Origin of the sequence: Maccoyibacter intestinihominis (assembly GCF_040096355.1) — a bacterium.
Lineage (GTDB): Bacteria > Bacillota > Clostridia > Lachnospirales > Lachnospiraceae > Maccoyibacter > Maccoyibacter intestinihominis.
Map to the genome: position 1 here is coordinate 271838 of NZ_JBBMEX010000002.1, position 18223 is coordinate 290060.

The 18223-nt window shown below is 37.9% G+C and carries 18 protein-coding genes; all 18 read left to right on the plus strand.

Translation table 11 applies throughout. The features are described 5' to 3' along the window. The first annotated feature begins 5 nt into the window (after positions 1-5). The 18 genes from WMO43_RS03260 to WMO43_RS03345 all read left to right on the plus strand — a co-directional run bounded on the left by WMO43_RS03260 (position 6) and on the right by WMO43_RS03345 (position 18161). Positions 6-512 carry a VanZ family protein gene (locus WMO43_RS03260; RefSeq protein WP_055056054.1) on the plus strand — a complete coding sequence of 169 codons (507 nt, stop codon included), beginning with the start codon at positions 6-8 and terminating at the stop codon, positions 510-512. 14 nt (positions 513-526) lie between these two features. Next, a complete protein-coding gene (locus WMO43_RS03265) occupies positions 527-1591 on the plus strand; it encodes a sensor histidine kinase (protein WP_349084021.1) in 1065 nt (354 codons plus the stop codon). A gap of 131 nt (positions 1592-1722) precedes the next feature. After that, the gene (locus WMO43_RS03270; RefSeq protein WP_055056052.1) at positions 1723-2610 is read left to right on the plus strand and encodes an ABC transporter ATP-binding protein; all 888 of its coding nucleotides are present in this window, start codon (positions 1723-1725) and stop codon (positions 2608-2610) included. Position 2611: 1 nt separating this feature from the next. Then, positions 2612-3850, plus strand: coding sequence for an ABC transporter permease subunit (locus WMO43_RS03275; protein WP_055056051.1), 1239 nt, complete (start codon positions 2612-2614; stop codon positions 3848-3850). Positions 3851-3993: 143 nt separating this feature from the next. Beyond that, positions 3994-5547, plus strand: a complete 1554-nt coding sequence (locus WMO43_RS03280) for a radical SAM protein (RefSeq protein WP_227159163.1) — start codon at positions 3994-3996, stop codon at positions 5545-5547. A gap of 123 nt (positions 5548-5670) precedes the next feature. Then, a complete protein-coding gene (locus WMO43_RS03285) occupies positions 5671-5811 on the plus strand; it encodes an Apre_1838 family putative sactipeptide bacteriocin (RefSeq protein ID WP_242856411.1) in 141 nt (46 codons plus the stop codon). 64 nt (positions 5812-5875) lie between these two features. Then, positions 5876-7651 carry an ABC transporter ATP-binding protein gene (locus tag WMO43_RS03290; protein ID WP_055056049.1) on the plus strand — a complete coding sequence of 592 codons (1776 nt, stop codon included), beginning with the start codon at positions 5876-5878 and terminating at the stop codon, positions 7649-7651. Positions 7652-8144: 493 nt separating this feature from the next. Beyond that, a complete protein-coding gene (locus WMO43_RS03295; RefSeq protein ID WP_055056048.1) occupies positions 8145-8474 on the plus strand; it encodes a winged helix-turn-helix domain-containing protein in 330 nt (109 codons plus the stop codon). 187 nt (positions 8475-8661) lie between these two features. Continuing rightward, positions 8662-9270 carry a hypothetical protein gene (locus WMO43_RS03300; RefSeq protein WP_055056047.1) on the plus strand — a complete coding sequence of 203 codons (609 nt, stop codon included), beginning with the start codon at positions 8662-8664 and terminating at the stop codon, positions 9268-9270. 365 nt (positions 9271-9635) lie between these two features. Continuing rightward, positions 9636-10268, plus strand: coding sequence for a PBECR4 domain-containing protein (locus tag WMO43_RS03305; RefSeq protein ID WP_026648508.1), 633 nt, complete (start codon positions 9636-9638; stop codon positions 10266-10268). Between the two features lie 95 nt (positions 10269-10363). Next, the gene (locus WMO43_RS03310; RefSeq protein WP_118340128.1) at positions 10364-10543 is read left to right on the plus strand and encodes a hypothetical protein; all 180 of its coding nucleotides are present in this window, start codon (positions 10364-10366) and stop codon (positions 10541-10543) included. Between the two features lie 278 nt (positions 10544-10821). Beyond that, positions 10822-11178: a helix-turn-helix domain-containing protein gene (locus tag WMO43_RS03315; protein WP_118340130.1), complete on the plus strand. Its 357-nt coding sequence runs from the start codon at positions 10822-10824 to the stop codon at positions 11176-11178. A 26-nt stretch (positions 11179-11204) separates the two neighbouring features. Then, a complete protein-coding gene (locus WMO43_RS03320) occupies positions 11205-11660 on the plus strand; it encodes a sporulation initiation factor Spo0A C-terminal domain-containing protein (RefSeq protein WP_117689893.1) in 456 nt (151 codons plus the stop codon). A gap of 635 nt (positions 11661-12295) precedes the next feature. After that, entirely contained in the window at positions 12296-12841 is a 546-nt protein-coding gene (locus WMO43_RS03325; protein ID WP_158555572.1) for a recombinase family protein, read from the plus strand. Further along, on the plus strand, positions 12841-13095 hold the full coding sequence (locus tag WMO43_RS03330) for a DUF6870 family protein (RefSeq protein ID WP_072448128.1): 255 nt from the start codon (positions 12841-12843) through the stop codon (positions 13093-13095). Before WMO43_RS03325 ends, WMO43_RS03330 begins: the two co-directional genes overlap by 1 nt. A gap of 150 nt (positions 13096-13245) precedes the next feature. Further along, positions 13246-14913, plus strand: a complete 1668-nt coding sequence (locus tag WMO43_RS03335) for a recombinase family protein (RefSeq protein WP_173724837.1) — start codon at positions 13246-13248, stop codon at positions 14911-14913. Further along, a complete protein-coding gene (locus WMO43_RS03340; protein WP_195956085.1) occupies positions 14906-16597 on the plus strand; it encodes a recombinase family protein in 1692 nt (563 codons plus the stop codon). The genes WMO43_RS03335 and WMO43_RS03340 overlap by 8 nt, the downstream gene beginning before the upstream one ends. Then, positions 16587-18161 (plus strand): recombinase family protein, encoded by a 1575-nt coding sequence (locus WMO43_RS03345; protein ID WP_021651970.1) that lies wholly within the window; start codon positions 16587-16589, stop codon positions 18159-18161. The genes WMO43_RS03340 and WMO43_RS03345 overlap by 11 nt, the downstream gene beginning before the upstream one ends. The last annotated feature ends 62 nt before the right edge of the window (positions 18162-18223 follow it).

Sequence of the window (18223 nt, forward strand, 5' to 3'; positions counted from 1 at the left end):
AACCCATGAAAAGAAAGCGAAAATTTGGGGTGTCAGTTCTTTTTTTGATTTATCTGGCACTTTTGGTTTGGATAATATTATTTAAGCTGCAATTCAATATCAATGATTTAGACACTGTAAGAAAGATAAATATTATTCCATTTTATTACGATAAAGAGATTGGAGTAGATTTTCACATAAAAGAAGTTCTTGAAAATTTATTGATTTTTGTCCCAATGGGCATATATCTGCAAATGCTTTTGTTTAAGAGCAAATCCTATTTGAAATTATTGATAATTGCTGGAATAAGTCTATTGCTGGAAATTACACAGTATATACTTGCTATTGGTAGTTCTGATATTACCGACCTGATTACTAACACAGCAGGCGGTCTTTTGGGTATTGCTTTATATTCTATTGTGGCTCGATTGCTAAAAAGTCGAGAAAAAGCAGATAAATTATTTTTGGTTATTGCTGTAATTGTGAGCACCTTCATAATCGGTCTGTTGGCACTTCTTTTATTTTTAAATTGATTGGAGGCGTGCTTATGAAAAAAAAGCAACTTACTACGGAAAAGCGGCTTGGAGTACAATTATATTTAGTACTATTTTTATATACTGTAACTGGTATAGGACTGGAAATTTTGGCACAATTCATTTTTCCGAAATTCGATAGCAAAATTTTATCATGGCTATACTGGCGTATAGATATGATTTTTATTTTCTATCTAATCATTGGTTTTGTATGTATATTTAATTACTTCTGGAAAAAACCATGGGGATATTTGGATGAAGTTATTTCCGCAACACAGACAGTTTATGAGCAGAATGATCATCCTGTAGCATTGTCTGATCCCCTTAAAGAATTAGAGGAACAACTTAACCAGATTAAACTGTCTGTGTTGTTAAGCAAACAGGTAGCAAAAGAAGCTGAGGATAGGAAAAATGAAATTGTTATGTATCTGGCCCACGATATACGCACTCCCCTAACAACAGTGATTGGATATTTAAGTTTACTCCACGAAGCACCGGATATGCCTGAAAAACAGAAAGAAAAATATGTTCAAATTGCATTAAGTAAGGCTGAACGACTTGAAAAGCTTATCAATGAATTGTTTGAAATTACAAAATATAATGCACACACTGTCTCGTTAAAGAAAGAAAAGGTAGACTTACAGTGTTTGTTGGCACAGGTAGTTGATGAAATATATCCCTCTTTATCTGCAAAAGGCAATTCGGCTGCTTTTACGGTTGATGATGATTTAGTTGTATATGCTGATCCGGAAAAGCTGGCAAGGGTTTTTAGTAATCTTTTGAAAAATGCAGCGGCATACAGCTATCCTAATACAGAGATTATTATAACTGCAAAGCGTTGTGGTAATAGCGTTCAAATAAACTTTGAAAATCATGGACGGACTATTGAACCTGAACAAATTTCTGGCATATTTGAAAAATTCAATCGCTTGGATGAAGCCCGCCTTTCTGATACAGGCGGTGTAGGATTAGGACTGTCGATTGCAGAGGAAATTATACGATTACATGGTGGAACCATTACTGCGTTTAGCGAAAATGAGATGGTGTCTTTTGTGATTATGCTTCCCATTTCTGATTAGGCATTTAGAAGTAAAATCTTAGGAATTTCTTAGGAGATTTTGTTCCATATCTTTGAGATTAAACTGTTTTTGTTCGGTACAATAGTTACTGAACAAGGACAGTTTTTTGTTTAAGAGAAAGGAGTACACCTATGGAATTAAAGATTGAACACATCAGCAAACAGTTCAAAGATAAAACTGCAGTCGATGATGTCAGCCTTACATTAACAACTGGCGTATGGGGATTATTGGGGGCAAATGGGGCTGGAAAAACCACTCTCATGCGAATACTTGCAGACATTATGACACCTAGTAGTGGTCGTATATCTTTGGATGGGAAAGACATTCATAAAATGGGAGCAGATTATCGCAATATCTTTGGCTTTTTGCCACAAGATTTTGGCTATTCCCGCGATTTTACGGTCAAAGACTATCTGGAATATGTTGCTGCACTAAAGGATGTGCCGCTCAGAGAAACCACAAAGAAAATCAACTATCTGTTGGATATTCTTACCCTTTCTGATGTGAAGCGAAAAAAAATTGCACAACTATCTGGTGGTATGAAACGTCGTGTAGGAATTGCACAGGCCATGCTGAATGACCCTAAAATTCTTGTTATGGATGAGCCAACAGCAGGACTTGACCCTGGAGAAAGAGTACGGTTTAGAAACTTCATTTCGGAATTTTCCCATGACCGTATTGTGTTGATTTCTACGCATATTGTTTCTGATATTGAATATATTGCAACTCGTAATGCGATTATGAAAGCTGGAAAGATTATTGATGTGGGAACAACAAGCGATTTGGTAAAACAGATTGAGGGGAAAGTATGGAGCTGTGCGATTCCTGCTCATAAGATGATGGACTATGAAATGCGTCTGAGGATTATCAATCAGCGAGGCGAGGACAATAATCAAATATCTATTCGTTATCTTGCAGAGCACTCCGAAGTAGAGGGTTCCATTCTTGCGGAGCCGCGTTTGGAAGATTTGTATTTATGGTTGTTTCCACAAGAAGATGTCGAAAGGGAGGAAAAATAATATGCGTTTATTTTGTTTAGAAGTAAAGCGTGTCCTGAAATCACGACGCACACTTATCTTAATTGCTGTGGCTCTGGTTATGTCTGTTGTTATGGCATATCTGCCGATTGCTTTTGAGTCCATAAATCGTCCAAACCCAGATGGAACAAAAACAGAACTTGATGGTATGGAGGCAATCGAATTTAAGCGTGATTTATATTCTGCTATAAATGGCGAAGTTACTCCAGAAAAAGTGAGTGAGGCTTTGAGAATTTATCAAAGTTTGATAAACGAATATGGTCCTATGGAAAGTGACACATTTCCGCTTTCTGTCAGTATTAAACAGATTGTACCTATTCGTCCATTGCTTAAAGCGTTGCCAGAACTATATGCTGATCCGTTAACTGGAATAGGACCTGATCTTATGGATATTGATCCAGAAGATGTTGCACAAAATTATTATCAGAAATGTGAAACTCATCTGGCAGATGTTATGAGGAATGAGCAACGCAATCATCCGGCCGCACAACAACAAGCCTTAGAACAATATAAAAAAGTCGATATGCCATTTCAACTTTATGCAGGATATTCCAAAGACGCGTTTGACTATGTTGAGCTTTATATTATGATTTTGGCAATTTTATGTGTTTCCATTATCACGCCTATTTTTTCTGGTGAATATCAATCAGGCGCGGATAGTATTTTGCGTTGTGCAAAGCATGGTCGTACCAGATTAGCTATTACAAAGATATTGGCTTCCAGTATGATTGTGATGGTTGTGTATACTATGTGTATTACACTGCACTTAGCAATTTCAGATATCACATTTGGAACAAATTGTTTACAATCTTCTGTTCAAATGTTGTTTTCTATTATTAACTTGCCAAACTGGGACTTAGCACAGATGCAGATTGTTATTTCGTTAGTAGGGTTGATATCTGTTTTAGCTTGTGTTTACTGTACTTTTTTTTTATCAGCAAAATGCAAAGATACATTGACGGTATTGTTGATTGCTATTGGCATAGTCCTTATTCCGACTTTTGCTTACACAGCATTAGGGGTAAATTGGATTTCAGCTATTTTTCCATCTGCGGGACTTGGTATGCAAAATAATTTTCTGTATCAACTTATCAATTTTAATTACCTACATATTGGGGGAATGAGTTTTTGGACACCGTATACTATATTAATTTCCGCATTGATTGAGATTCCTGTTTTCTTATTTCTTACAGTTCGAACTTATTGTAGGCACCAGATGTAAATATAAGGAAAAAGGGCTATATTCATAAAGTATAGAGGATTTATTACATCAAGTATCGAAATTGTTACATCAAAATATATTTTGGGGGATTTATTGATATAATCGGTTCATAATAAAAAATCCAAATGAAAGGAGTGTTTAGAGTGAAAGAGCAGAAAAAAATATCTTTAGAATCGCTGGTATCTGAAATCGAAAAAAATGGAAGAATTGGGCGCTTGGGTAAAGTTTTTAAGACAGAAAAAAATTATTATTTTTATGATACAGGAACTGGAAAAGTTGCCAAATTAAATTCGAACGTTTACATTGTACTGAAAAGTTTATTGGAGGGAATGCCAGTCGAAGATATTAAAAATCTTCAATTAAGTAAAAGTGAGTTTGAGGATGCAATTTCAGAAATTAAGTCGGCAATGGAAAATGAACATATTTTACAAGCTCCACCATTAAAAACGCTGACAGGTGATGCAGTAACAGAGTTAGATGATATTCTTGAAAATAAGGTTGAGAATGTTACTCTTGAAGTTACTGAAAAATGTAATTTACGTTGCAAATATTGTATTTATCATCCTTCTCATCCAGAATACAGGGCGTTCGGACATGAAAACATGAAATGGGATGTTGCAAAAAAAGCTATTGATTTTTTAAAAGAGCATTCCCAAAATGCAGAAAATAGGCACATTGGATTTTATGGTGGAGAACCTTTACTAAATTTTGAACTTATTGAAAGAGCAGTTGAATATGCTAAAAAATTATTTGGCGAGGATATGTCCTTTGCAATCACTACAAATGCAACATTGGTAAATGATAAGATCGCAGAGTATTTTGCCAAAAATAATTTCAATATTATTATTAGCTTGGATGGTCCTCAGGAAATGCACGATGCAAATCGGCTTATGGTTAATGGGACAGGTAGCTTTGAAAAAACAGTTATGGGAGCAAAAAAACTATTTGAAGCATTCCATAAGGAAGGAAAGAGTTCTAAGATTGGATTTAATATGGTTGTATCGGGACCAGGTTATCTTGAACAGTATACAAAAATTCAGGAGTTTATCGAAAAAAGTGAATGGATTCCCAAAGACGTTATGATTTTGACTGCAACGGTAGATCATGGACCGTCAGAGAGTGATTACTTTTTACCGCAAGGAAAAGAAGATAGATGGTTTATGGAAGAGTTTTATGAACCTTTAATGAAATGGGAAGAAGTGTATAAATCAAATCCAGATAATACAGAAAAAACTTTGTTTACGGATGGTTATATGGATAAGGGAATGATGATTATACACAAACGCTTGTTGACAGAAACACCTATTCAACAGTATGGAATGAATGGATGCTGCGTGCCGGGACAAAGAAGGATTTATGTCACTACAAAAGGTGAATTTTTACATTGTGAAAAAGTAGGAAATATACCTTGTTTAGGCAATGTGAATGAGGGATTTGATAAAGAAAAAATTAAGAAACTTTATGTTGAAGACTTTATAGAAGAAGCAAAAGAGTATTGTAAAGAATGTTGGGCAGTTAATTTATGTACATTATGTTATGTTAATTGCTACGATGCTAATGGATTACATCTTTCATATCGACATAATTCATGTCGAAACGAAAGAAAGTATTTGGAAGACAATTTAAGACGATATCATGCATTAATGGAGGCAAATCCAAGCGAATTGGAACAATATAATGAAATGGAAATTCATTAACAAAGGTAAATACGTTTATATTTACATAGATGTATTTAAATTACAAAGAAAGGAGGAATCGTTATGAAGTTTGTAAATCCAATTGGAAGAACACCTGGATCAGGAGTGCAGCCGAGAGCATGCATGTGTACTGATGGATATGCAGGTTACAGAGGCAATGATGATGGTTGTGTTCATTGTGGCTGTGGCTGTGGTGGCGAAGGAGAGTATCGTACAGGTAACAGAGTAAATGCTGTTGCTACATTCCGTTCTAGTACTCTCTAAGAGGTAGTAAAAACGAAGGCGTAGTACTATATGTGCTACGCCTTCACTATATAGGAGAAAAATCATGCTAAAAAAAATAAAAAGGAATATTTTTTTGATTTATTATACGATAAGATTAATTTGTAAAATATGTAAAGCAAAATTTATTCTGGCATTTATTTTGTCTATAATAAATGGAATTCTTCCTGTTTCGTCCTTATTGGTAATGCAACAGTTGTTAAATGAAATACAAAACAAGACACAATCATATCAATATGTGGTGTATCTTTTGATTTTATATTTCGGGCTAATTATCTCGGAATCGCTTTTACAGAATTTAGCAAGCTATAATTTAAACAATTTAAACAATCATTTAGTTTATGGAATAAATTACATTCTTATGAAAAAATGTGGGGATTTATCATTGGAAATGTTAGAGAGAACAGAAACATATGATATGATAAATCGTTTAGAACAAGAAATTGGAAATAAACCATATCAGACCATGCAAGGGGTATTAGGCTTAGCATCTAATTTAGTTTCGTTATTTTCAGCCGCAATGATACTACTTTCATGGAATCCAATTCTTGTGATTATAATGATTGCTGTGTCAATATTAATGTTTATAGGACAAATTTATGTTGGTAATAAAGAATTTCTAATGAGATATGAGCGCAGTGGAAAAGAAAGAAAAGCGTGGTATTATACATATTTACTTACACATGATACAGCATTTAAAGAGGTAAAAGCATATGGATTAAAAAAATATTTGCTGGATAAATATTGTAGCTTAGTCAAAACTTTCATAAAACAAGCCAATGAAATTGAAAAAACCAGAGCTGTTTTAAATATGATTATTTCGTTTATACAAGATATAGTTTGTATAATTATAATGATTATTGCAATATATTTGGCTTACGTAGGGAAAAAAATGATAGGAACCACTATGTCATATTTAAATGCTGTGTCCATGATGCAAAATGCTACAAATAGCATTGCCTCTAATGTTTATTCTATTTATAACGCAAATTTATATATACAATTACTAAAAGATTTTTTAGAAATAAAAGAAGGGGAGAATGCGTTAGGTGGTACAAAAGTAGATAATATAAAGACAATTGAACTAAGAAACGTATCTTTCGATTATCCTCAATGTAAAATGGCACTATCTACCATTAATTTAAAAATTAAATCAAACGAACAGATTGCAATTGTAGGAAAAAATGGATCTGGGAAAAGCACTTTATTTAAAATTTTATGTGGGTTATATAAACCTACTAGTGGGAAGCTATTTGTTAATAATCTTGATTTGGAGAATATTGATGTAAAGAGTTACAGGAATTGTATATCTGTTCTTTTTCAAGATTTTTTAAAGTATGAAGGTACATTGGAAGAGAACGTTTATATAGGAGATATTAGTACAGAAGTCGATGAAAATAAAATTAAAAATTCATTGTGCAAAGCAAACGTTGATTTTTTAAAAACCGAAAGAGGATACGAACTAAAAAGAGGATTAGGAAATTGGTTTGATGAAGGAGGTCAATTATCAGGTGGTCAATGGCAGAAAATAGCGTTAGCAAGAACCTATTATAAAAATGCAGATTTATATTTGTTGGATGAGCCTAGTTCCGCATTAGATGTAACAGCAGAAACCAAAATTTTTAAGAGTTTTTTTGAGGTGAGTAAAAATAAGATAGCAATATATATAACCCATAGAGTAAAAATTGCACAGGATGCTAATAAAATAATTGTATTAGATGGGGGTAAAATAGTAGGTATAGGAACACATGCAGAGTTATTGAAAAATTGTAGTGTATATCAAGATTTATATAATCAAGAGAACCTAAAAAATAAAGGGTAATGCATGATGCCTACTCTCCTTTTGGAAATAGAGAGAAATGCTGCTGTTCTAACATTTCCCAACAATTATTTATAGGATGAATATTCGGTGGATATGCACAACTTTAAAATTAGGCGCTTGCATAAAACGGAACATATCTAATCTGAAAAGTAAGAAGCATATTCATATTATTGTGAACTTCTGTGAAAATTAACGCTCGATTGAAACAACTGAGTGTTTTCAATGTTTCCATCGGATTTAAAGTAAAATTCTGAGAGTTAATTAACTCTACGAGGAATTTATAAAATTCACTGTAAACGGCTGAAATAAACTATTTTTAGAAAATGAGAGTTAATTTTTCAGGAAGTTCACAATTATAGAAAAGATGGCAGAGATAGAAATTATGTAAAAAGTAAAAATAACTAAAAAAGTGCCGGATGTTGGATATTTCGTTCGGTATTTCTTTCTGGAATGGGAACAGTTAGAAATTTATAAATCAAGAGGAGGCATACAGATGAAGTATGTTTTTCCAGAATATAAAGAGAATGTAGTTTTGGGCGATGGAAAACTGCAGTTAAATCCAATGTCCTATCAGGTTATTTACGAAGGAAAGGAAATAGATTTAACGCCCAGGGAATTTGAAGTTCTGTATCTTTTAGCCCAAAGGCCAAATTGGGTTATTCCAAAGAAGAATATCTATTGTTCGGTCTGGGAGAGTAATTATTATGATGATCAGATTCCGTACAAAACAGTGGAACACGTAGTATGGAAGATACGAAAAAAGATGGGGCATGATATTATAGAAACATTGATCAATGTAGGGTATAGACTAAAAAAGATGTAAAGGCAGGATAGTGTGAGTAAAAGTTTTTATATTCTGATTGAATTTTTGGGAGATACGCCATATAATATTGGCAACTATAAGAAAGCGCGTACATACGTCATTTGACTAAATATCACGTTGTAACTAGAAATTGAGATAAACTCTTACAGAGCTTTTGTGGACTATCCAAAGAAAAAGGAGGCTGACTATGAACGTATATGAAGAAATAGATCAGGAAACAATGATGTTGCTTTTAGATTCCTTGTGTAAACGGACAGTGGAGGGAAAACAGATATGGGAAAATATGGAGTATAATCCTATTTCCTTTTTACAGAAAGATATTTATGAAAAAGAAGGTACCTGTATATCACAAATGTTTGAAGCAACGACAGTGTTCAATAACATTGAATATGAATTAGAGCTTTCAGAGTCAATCGAACTTCCGTCTGGCAAGGGAGATATTTTTGGAACAATTTCTTATGAAACAGAAGACGGAAAAGAGAATACGTATGATTTCTCTTTGTCTTTTGATGTAGAGAAATATGATGATGCGAATGCGGAAGAATTGCAGGGGATTTTTGGGAGCTCAATCATTGTACAGTTTACAGATGCAATAGTGGGAATATTTGAAAATTCAGATGCGGTAGCTGAGGGATTTGCTTATGCAAGATACTATCATCAAACAGGAATTGATTCGGAATGGGAAACCAATCCTCTTGTGAAACTTGGTGAGAAACTGATGCAAGAGCACGCAATGCTGGATTTTCATAAAATAGTATTGGATACAGCTTCTAGGGAGCGTTTATTGAAACGGTAAGTAACGGGTTATAATAAGATACAACCAATCAATTTTTTGTGGAAACTATTGATATTTCTTAGGGTATCGCATATAATATAATTAAGCCAAAAGGTTTCGTGTAGCGGCACGTAAAAGCTGTACTGTGCCCGGGCAGGGTAATTACTGGGACTATTTGATACTCGGAAGGGTATTACGCCCACACCAGGGAGATACGGTGAGTCCGCGCCGGGGACTCAATGATACCGGCGACATTTTAGACATTCGGAAGGATGTCGCGGCTGACAGCCAGCATAAAACCGCTTTTTAAGATTATGGGCACTGGATAACAAAAAAGTTGTCCAGTGCTGTTTTTTTATACTATAGTGATGATTGGGAAAAGATAGATGGGAAAACAACAGGATAGAGAGAAAATTGTACAGGAGATTAAAGTAGCTGCTGATCTGTATAGGAAGCATTTAGTAGGTAAAAGATTTCTATATGTATTTGAAGGCAGATATATTGAGGTGCTTTATAAAGCTGCCAATTTTAGGCACTTGACAGGTGTGGCCACGAACCTTTCAGCAAAAAAGTTTTATAGTTATGCAGCAAAAAAAATGCTTCAGGCTTCGCAGATATTTTTTACACCGCAGCACCCTTTTTCATTGTGTAAGCGTAAGATTAAGCATATCGGACAGATTGCAATGCTGGCTGGCTCAGAAGGATTTATGCTGGAAGAGATTGTCACAGACACGAGAACTTATAAGTTTGGCACAACAGATCTTAATTTTACTCTATGCTTAAATAAAGAGTATGATGATAAGGGGCAGCAAAAGGGCGATTGCTTTGTAGTAGAATCGCTGCGAGATGAAGATTGCTTTTCTAAAAGTAGAACAGCATATACAGTAACTCATATTTTTTCAGCGCCGAATGATGCGAAAAAATATACAAATTTACTGTTTTTAGATGAAAATGCAACGGTAGACGGTCTTCCAGATGAAATTAAAAACATGCTGGATCAAACTTTACTACATAAATAAAAATGGAGAGTACAGGTCTTGGCGTATAGAAAATACTGCAGGATCTTCTTACGAAAGAATTTTTTAAGATATGAGAGAAAAGAGGTGCTTTCTATATGGCTACATCAAGTATCCTTACAGAGCTTGTGATTGAAGACCCCAAAAAGGCAGAAGCATTTATTAATGCACTGGAACTGTCCAGTCAAGATCCAGTATGCAGCCCGTCTGCCCCGTTCATTCCCATATTAGATAGTGTGGAAGAGATACGGAGGTTCCTGGAAAGAAAAAACAAGTAAGCCTATGTATTGGCAAATATCTTAGATGAATAGAAGCTATTGGAGAGGAGTCGATATGTGACGTTCTCTCCTTTTTTATGCCTAATTGAAGAGATAATGCAGTGCTTTTTCGTAAATGGTGCAAAAATCGTTTTCAACTCGTTCAGATATAATAAATCTCTAAAACCAAAAAAGGAAAGAAATGGTAATGAAACTGGGAAATCTTGCCTCCATAGTCCATTACCAGGGAAAGGATTTGTAATTATAATAGAGCCTGTAATCAACGAGGAGATAAAAGAATGCAGAATGAACTTTATATTGTAGCAGATGCCATAAAAGCCTTGCGGGAATCCAGGGGACTGACTCAGGAGCAGCTTGCAGAGAAAGCAGATATTTCCGTATCACATCTGGCGAAGATTGAAACACATGCCAGACTTATGGGAATGAAAACTTATATCCGGCTGTTGGAAGCTATGGATATTCCCATAAAAGAACACTTTATACACATGGGTACAGCGAAAAAAGATATGATGTTGAAGGAAAAAATCTGGTATCTGGTACAGGATTGTGATGAAAGAGAAACTAACCTTTTGATCTATTCCATAGAGGGAATTAAGAAAGGGCTAAAGAAATATCAGCAAGACAGCAGGAAGTGAGAATACAGATAGGGAGGAAAAGGGAAATGTTATCAAGAGAAAAGGTGGAAGCAGTATTATTTAAAATGGGAATGCCTGCCAATGTAAAAGGATTTGGCTATATTGTAGACAGTGTTTTGCTTCTGGAAGAAGACAGCAAGATTAAAACGACATATCTGTATTTTAAGGTGGCCCAGCAACATGGCACGACAGGGCAGCGGGTAGAACGGGCAATCCGCCATGCGTTTGATATTGTCCGAAGCTGCAGAGGTGATTATGATGTGGTGAACCATTATATCGGTTTTATCAACTGTGCCAATTCCCCTTCCTTATCCATGCTCACAATGAAGATACGGGAGGAAGCACTGGAAGTACCGGAACCAAAACCGGAAAAGAAAGAAGAGAACGTGATTACGGGAATTACCGAAGACCGGCTTTTGGAGTTGATGCGGCAGGCATGTACGGAATTTTGGGCAGATATGATTATCCGGTTAAAAAAATAAAGAGAAATGCAGACCGAAAACAGTCTGCCAAAACACATCAGGGTTATGGTGTCTTTTGGCAGGCTGATGTTTTCAGCCGGGAAGAACCTTGAAAACTGAATATCAGTATGGTGATATTTTTTTAAAACAAACGTGTCATTTCTGACGCTAATCTATAGAAATATCTTAAAGGACACAAAACATTTCGGCACATTCTATTTTGTATGATGCAGGGTCATGAGCTGTGCGAAGATACACTTGTCCGCAGTGGCAGCAGGTAAGGCAGAAAAGAAGCGGATCAAACAAGGAATCGTAGAAGATGAAGGGAAAGTGTGAGCAGCGCCCGGACATAGGCTGTGGGTGGCAGGCAGTCTGAAAGCCGAATGATAATGATACCTTTGCATAAAACACTGCAACCAGGGTAGCGTCTGGGACATGCTGCAGCGGGAAAGGGTGCTGCAGGGTGTCAGGCGGCCAGCCGGGCCGGTCCTACATGCTCCCGTTCACACCGGGGTGAGAAAATAAAAAACATGCTGGCAGGGAAAGCCCTGCCAGTATGGTGTGTAAAATGGGTTCATTTTAGGGCTATGGGGAAACGCCGGTTTCTTTATAGCCCTGGAATGAAAACAGGAGCCAAAGAAAGAGGAGGCAGAGCAATGAATAGAGAGATGTTACAAAAACTGTTTTCAGAAGATAAAGAGATCTTTCAGGGAGGAATGTTATTCCCTGCATGGATCTGCAAAGGAAAAAAAGAGATAGAAAATAGGAACAGTCCCCAGCGGGCGGCAGTGTATCTGGATATTCCCATTCCATGTGCCGGGCTTTTGTATTATGAAAAAGAAAAAAGCCTGCATTACTGTGAACAGCAGACATACCATGTGGTTACTTTACTGGAAGGTGTAGGGTGTGGTAATTCCATAGAAAAAGAAAACTGGCAGAGGCTGGCAGTGCTTGCAGGAAAAGGCATGATTGATGTGATTGTGGTATCCGGGCTTAGCAGGTTATCCTATTGTCCGGAAGAAATTTTACAGACTATGGAACTGCTCCAGTCTTTTCAGGTGCAGATAGACTGTATCGGTTATGGGATTTTAGATTATGCCAGACTGAAACAGTATTTAATGCACACCTGGGAGAAACAGGAACAATTTGAGCAGGACTTAGATGCGTATCTGTGCAGTTGCTGTACCAGGGAAGGGATATAATGCTCTCGCGGGAAGAACTGCTGAAGATGCGGGAAATGACGTTTGAGGACATTGACCCGAAAGAGATACAAGATGTAGAGAAACTGAAGATTGATGTAAAAAAGAGCAAACCGGAGAAGGTCCGGGAAATCCTGGAGTCCGGAAAGAACCCTTATTTTCTGAAATATAAGGGGATCACCATAAAGATTGGGTTTGCTTCTACCAACCGTACCATAGAGGAAGCCATGCAAAGCCTTGTGCAGATGAAATGGTAAAGCCACGACAGGGATAGGGAAGAAAGCGGATTGTTGGCAGATTACAGGGTGGACAAACCTTCTGGACTATGGTAGGATGATGGCAAGGACCCAGTAGCCTCTATCATTTAGGGAATCGGCTGACGAATCTAAATGATAGGAGCGAATACAATGAAAAATCAAATACTTAAAAAAATCTATCGTGCGGTTGTTTACCTGCGCCTTTCTGACGAAGATGGTGATAACAGGGAAAGCGACAGCATATCAAACCAGAGGATACTAATCCATAGCTTTTTAAAGAGCCACCCTGAAATTCAGGTGGTAAAAGAATGTGTAGATGATGGATATACCGGCACAAACTTTAACCGCCCCGGTTTTCAGGAAATGCTGCGTATGCTGGAAGAGGGGGAAGCAGACTGTATTATTGTCAAAGACCTTTCCCGTTATGGAAGGGACTTTTCCGGTGTTTTACAGTATGTGGAACGTATCCTGCCGAAAATGGGTGTGCGCCTGATCCTTGTCAATGACAATTATGACAGCCTCACGCCAAATCGTGATTTCCTTACCCTGAGATTTAAAAGTTTAATCAATGACCTTTACCCTGCGGATACTTCCAAAAGTGTGCGTTCCCATTTGTATGTCAAAATGACAGCCGGGCAGTGTGTAGCGCCTTTTGCTTTTTATGGTTATCTGAAATCCGAAGAGGATAAACATAAGCTGGTCATGGACGAAGTGGCAGCTTCTGTTGTACGGGATATTTACCACATGAAAATGCAGGGCTACAGCCTGACGGATATATCCGAAGAATTAAACCGGCGTGGGATCTTGACGCCTCTTCGGTATAAGCAGGTATATTTAAAACAGAAATTAAAGACAGGGTTCCGTCTGACGGAAAAACCGGTCTGGATGCCAACTATGGTGCGTCGTATCCTTCTTGATGAACGCTACACCGGAGTGCTGATACAGGGAAAAACCACAACGCCAAACCATAAAGTAAAGGTTGTGATCCACAAAGAGGAAGCTGAGTGGATACGGTATGAAAATGCTTTTGAGCCGGTTATCAATAGACACCAATATGAAGTGGTGGGCAACCTGATGAAAATGGATACCATGAGAGGTGCAAAGGGGCTAGCGCTTCTTTCAGGCCTGGTAAAATGTGGGGACTGTAAAGAAAGCATGGTACTGAAAAGCCCAGATAAAGTCCACCACTATTATGTATGTTCGACTTCCCTTTATGAAAAGCAGTGCAGTTCCCATAGTATCAGTGAGAAAAAACTGGTAGGAGCTGTGACAGAGGCAATCCTGCATTATATTTCTGTTCTGGTGGAGCTGAAAGAGATACTGGCGTATGTAAAAACTGCCTCAATCCCAAGACAGCGGCTTTTGGAAGAAGACAAAAAACTGGAGATGCTGGAAAAGGAGAGCCAGAGGATTTTAAACATTAAAGTAAAACTGTATGACAGTTTTGCAGAAGAAATCCTGGACCGGACAGAATTTGAAACCTTCAAAGCAAAGTATGACCAGTCTTTAGAGGAAATCCGGCAGGCAATGGAGTGCCAGCAAAGGGAAATCCGAAACTTGCAGGAAACCCTTGAAAAACAGCAGGAGTGGCTGGAATATTTTCTGGAATACCGGGACCGGACGGAAGTGGACCGCTTAATGCTGGTAAACCTGGTCAAACGGATTGAGGTATATGAGCAGAAGCGCATTATCATTCATTTTTGGTTTGAAGATGAATTTGAAAAGGTATTGGGACTGCTGGAAACGGTAAATAGAGCAAAGCCGGATCAGCATGTGGAAGCCTTCCTGAAAGGAAAGGGGGCGGAAGCAAGTGCCTAAGGTAAGCAAAAGAGGACAGAAAAGACAAAGCAGCAAGCCGGAAATGAAGTATCTGAGAACCTATATTTATGTAAGGCTTTCCGAAAAGGACGGAGGGCATGGCAGAAGGGATTCCATTTATATCCAAAAACAGATCTGTGAAGACTACGCAAAGAAACACCCGGAAATGCTGGTGGTAAAAGTCTATGCGGATAATGGTGTGACAGGTACAACGTTCCAAAGGAACGCATTTGAAGAGTTGATGGAAGATGTGGCAAATAAAAAGGTTGACTGCATCATTGTAAAGGATTTTGCCCGGTTTGGAAGGGACGCCTTAGATGCTGTAGATTTGATTGATGTAATTTTCCCAACTTTAAATATCCGGTTTGTTTCCGTTATGGACGAATATGACAGTGCGAACCCGGCTTGTGTAGAAGACCGGACCACCAATATTTTGAAGCACTTTATGAATGATTATTATGCCAGGGAAGTTTCAGAGAAACTGGTACAGGCACACCGGCTGTCCAGGGAGCGGGGAGAGTTCTGGGGTTCCAGACCTCCTTATGGATACCAAAGGGCAGAGGAAAACAGCAAGAAGCTGGTGCCGGAACCAGAGGAGGCAGAAATAATCCTGCAGATTTTTTACTGGTATGTGTTTGAAGAAATGTCAAGCTATGATATAGCAAGGGAACTGAATGGCAGAAAGGTATTAGGACCGGAGGACAGCTATCAGAAAAGGAAACAGGGAAAGGAGCCGGAAAAAAGGCGGTTATGGAGATCAGACGGTATCAGGAAGATTTTACAGAACCCCGTTTACATTGGTGCTGCTGTTTATGGGAAAACAAAACAGATGCTTGCACAGAATATTCCTCTTCAGATGATACCAAAAGAGCAGTGGGAAGTGTGTGAAAATGCCTGGGAAGCAGTTGTGGAACGGGCGATTTATGAAAAAGCACAGGAAATTGCAAAGGAACGCTGGAAAGATACGTTAGATAACTGGGCTGCAAACCCAAAAGAAAAACAGGGGGCAGATGGTTCTTTTAAGGGAAGAATTTTCTGTGGACATTGCGGAAAACGCCTTGGAAGGTGCAGGAGCGGAGGCAATGAGAAACATAAATATATGGTTTATAAATGCCCTTCTTTTTCCCTTACAGATCATACGGAATGTTTCCGCACGGTGAATGAAATCTACATCAATCAGGCAGTCAAGGCAGCACTCCGCTACCAGATCCAGCTTGCTGTGGAAAGTAAGAAGACCTATGGTGCAGAGTTTTATCAAAAGCTGGAGCAGGAGGTAGCAGAAAAAATAAAAAATGCCAGACAGAAGTATGAGAAATATGGAAGAAAACTGGAAATCTTGTTTGAGCATTATGCTACCGGACTGTTGGACTGCAAGGAATATCAGGAGATTAAATCAATCTATCAGGAAGAACAGCAAGCAGCCAAGCAGAATATGAAGCAGGTACAGCTTCGTGGACAGAACCTGTTAGATCAGGTGAAGGCAAGAATGGACTGGACAGAGGAACTTCTAAAGTACCAAAGATTCCAGAAGATAGAGAAAGGGATTGCTGACCGCTTTATTGAAAAGATTACGGTATATTCCAAAGACTATGTGGAAATCGTGTTCTGGTTTGGGGATTTATTTGAAAAGGAGCTGGAAAAAGAACTGGTCAATATGGAAGGAGGTCTTCCGTATGCAGTATGATTTTATTTTTGCTTATCTGCGTCTTTCCAGAGATGATAAAGAAAAAATGGAGGAAAGCAACAGCATTAAAAATCAAAGGCTTTTGATCCAGCATTTTGTAGAAAAACAGCCGGAATTTGCAGGGGCAAAGGTTTTCTTCTTTGTAGATGATGGTTACAGCGGTACAACCTTTGACCGCCCGGAATTTAAGCGCATGATGGGGCTGATTACCAGGAGAAAACGGATCTGTATCATTGTCAAAGATTTGAGCCGCCTGGGAAGGGATACCATAGAAACACAAAACTATATCGAAAAAATATTTCCGTTCCTTGGGGTGCGTTTCATTTCAATCAATGATTTTTATGACAGCAGCCAGAAACCTTCCGAAAGAAAGGATACGGAGATTAAATTTAAGAACCTAATCAATGGGATTTATCCCCAGATTTGTTCCGACAATATCAAAAAAGTTATGAGGAAACAGGCTGAAATGGGACAATATCATGGTTCAATCCCAACATACGGATATTGCTTCCATGACGGTGTTCATACAAAACTTCATCTGGATACGGAGGCAGCTTCCGTTGTAAGGGGGATTTTCGACCAAAGGTTGGAAGGAAAGACCTATGCAGACATTGCCAGGGACCTGAATAAAAAAGAAGTTGAAACACCTACCGTATATCTTCAAAGGAAAGGCTGGGCGCCGGAAGCAAAGAAATCTGTGAAATTCTGGGACGGAAATTTAGTAAAGCTGATTTTGTTTAATCCGGTTTATGCAGGACTGACGGTAAGAGGGAAAACAGAAACCAGGGTTCCGTCAAAAAGAGAGTACCGATATATTTCAAGAGAGGATTGGATTTGCGTAAAAGGAGGACACGAAGCGATTGTAACGGAGCAGGAGCTTCAGAAGGTCCAGGACATGGTACAGAAGGACAGAAAATATCATGGGTCTACACCGTCTTCTGAGAATATTTTTGCAGGCCTGATCCGCTGCGGGCATTGTGGTCGGAAAATGCGGATACGGACAGAATACAAAGAAAAGCCGATTTATTGTAAAAGTGTTACGACAGCCCCCAATGCTTCCTGTTATCCAAAGAAATATAAGCAGAAAGAGTTGGAAGAACTGGTGCTAATTATGATAAGACAGCAGGCAGCCCTTGCAGAGGATACCATAAAGCAGTTAAAGAAAGCCAATCAGACTTTGAATATTCCGAAACTCCGGTATCGGAAAAAGCAATATGAAAAGAAGCTGGCACTTTGCAAACAGGAGAAAATGGAACTATATGAACAATATGTAGAAGAACAGATTTCTTTGAAGGATTACCTGGCACGAAAACAAACCTATATGGAGAAAATAGCAGCTTATCAGCAAAAGATACAGGAGATAGAAGCAAAAATTTTAAAGGGGGAGGAGGAAAAACAAAAGGAGAAATCAGAGGGACTGCAACTTTTTGTAAAATATAAGGGATTGGAAGAGCTGTCTTATGAAGTTCTGCATGAGCTGATTGAAGTCATAAATTTTTATGATCCGGAACATATTGAAATTGTATGGAAATACAGGGACGAATTTCTGGAAGCAGTAGAATAAGAAAGAACCGGGAGAGCTTATTGTCCTGGATTCCGGTAGAGAAAAAGATTTCATAAAAGAGG

Bases quoted from the DNA above. Each gene is read 5' to 3' on its own strand.
- WMO43_RS03345 (WP_021651970.1), top strand. From the start codon at position 16,587: ATGCAGTATGATTTTATTTTTGCTTATCTGCGTCTTTCCAGAGATGAT.
- WMO43_RS03270 (WP_055056052.1), top strand. From the start codon at position 1,723: ATGGAATTAAAGATTGAACACATCAGCAAACAGTTCAAAGATAAAACT.
- WMO43_RS03285 (WP_242856411.1), top strand. From the start codon at position 5,671: ATGTGTACTGATGGATATGCAGGTTACAGAGGCAATGATGATGGTTGT.
- WMO43_RS03295 (WP_055056048.1), top strand. From the start codon at position 8,145: ATGAAGTATGTTTTTCCAGAATATAAAGAGAATGTAGTTTTGGGCGAT.
- WMO43_RS03265 (WP_349084021.1), top strand. From the start codon at position 527: ATGAAAAAAAAGCAACTTACTACGGAAAAGCGGCTTGGAGTACAATTA.
- WMO43_RS03330 (WP_072448128.1), top strand. From the start codon at position 12,841: ATGCTCTCGCGGGAAGAACTGCTGAAGATGCGGGAAATGACGTTTGAG.
- WMO43_RS03260 (WP_055056054.1), top strand. From the start codon at position 6: ATGAAAAGAAAGCGAAAATTTGGGGTGTCAGTTCTTTTTTTGATTTAT.
- WMO43_RS03315 (WP_118340130.1), top strand. From the start codon at position 10,822: ATGCAGAATGAACTTTATATTGTAGCAGATGCCATAAAAGCCTTGCGG.
- WMO43_RS03305 (WP_026648508.1), top strand. From the start codon at position 9,636: ATGGGAAAACAACAGGATAGAGAGAAAATTGTACAGGAGATTAAAGTA.
- WMO43_RS03290 (WP_055056049.1), top strand. From the start codon at position 5,876: ATGCTAAAAAAAATAAAAAGGAATATTTTTTTGATTTATTATACGATA.
- WMO43_RS03320 (WP_117689893.1), top strand. From the start codon at position 11,205: ATGTTATCAAGAGAAAAGGTGGAAGCAGTATTATTTAAAATGGGAATG.
- WMO43_RS03325 (WP_158555572.1), top strand. From the start codon at position 12,296: ATGAATAGAGAGATGTTACAAAAACTGTTTTCAGAAGATAAAGAGATC.
- WMO43_RS03300 (WP_055056047.1), top strand. From the start codon at position 8,662: ATGAACGTATATGAAGAAATAGATCAGGAAACAATGATGTTGCTTTTA.
- WMO43_RS03310 (WP_118340128.1), top strand. From the start codon at position 10,364: ATGGCTACATCAAGTATCCTTACAGAGCTTGTGATTGAAGACCCCAAA.
- WMO43_RS03275 (WP_055056051.1), top strand. From the start codon at position 2,612: ATGCGTTTATTTTGTTTAGAAGTAAAGCGTGTCCTGAAATCACGACGC.
- WMO43_RS03335 (WP_173724837.1), top strand. From the start codon at position 13,246: ATGAAAAATCAAATACTTAAAAAAATCTATCGTGCGGTTGTTTACCTG.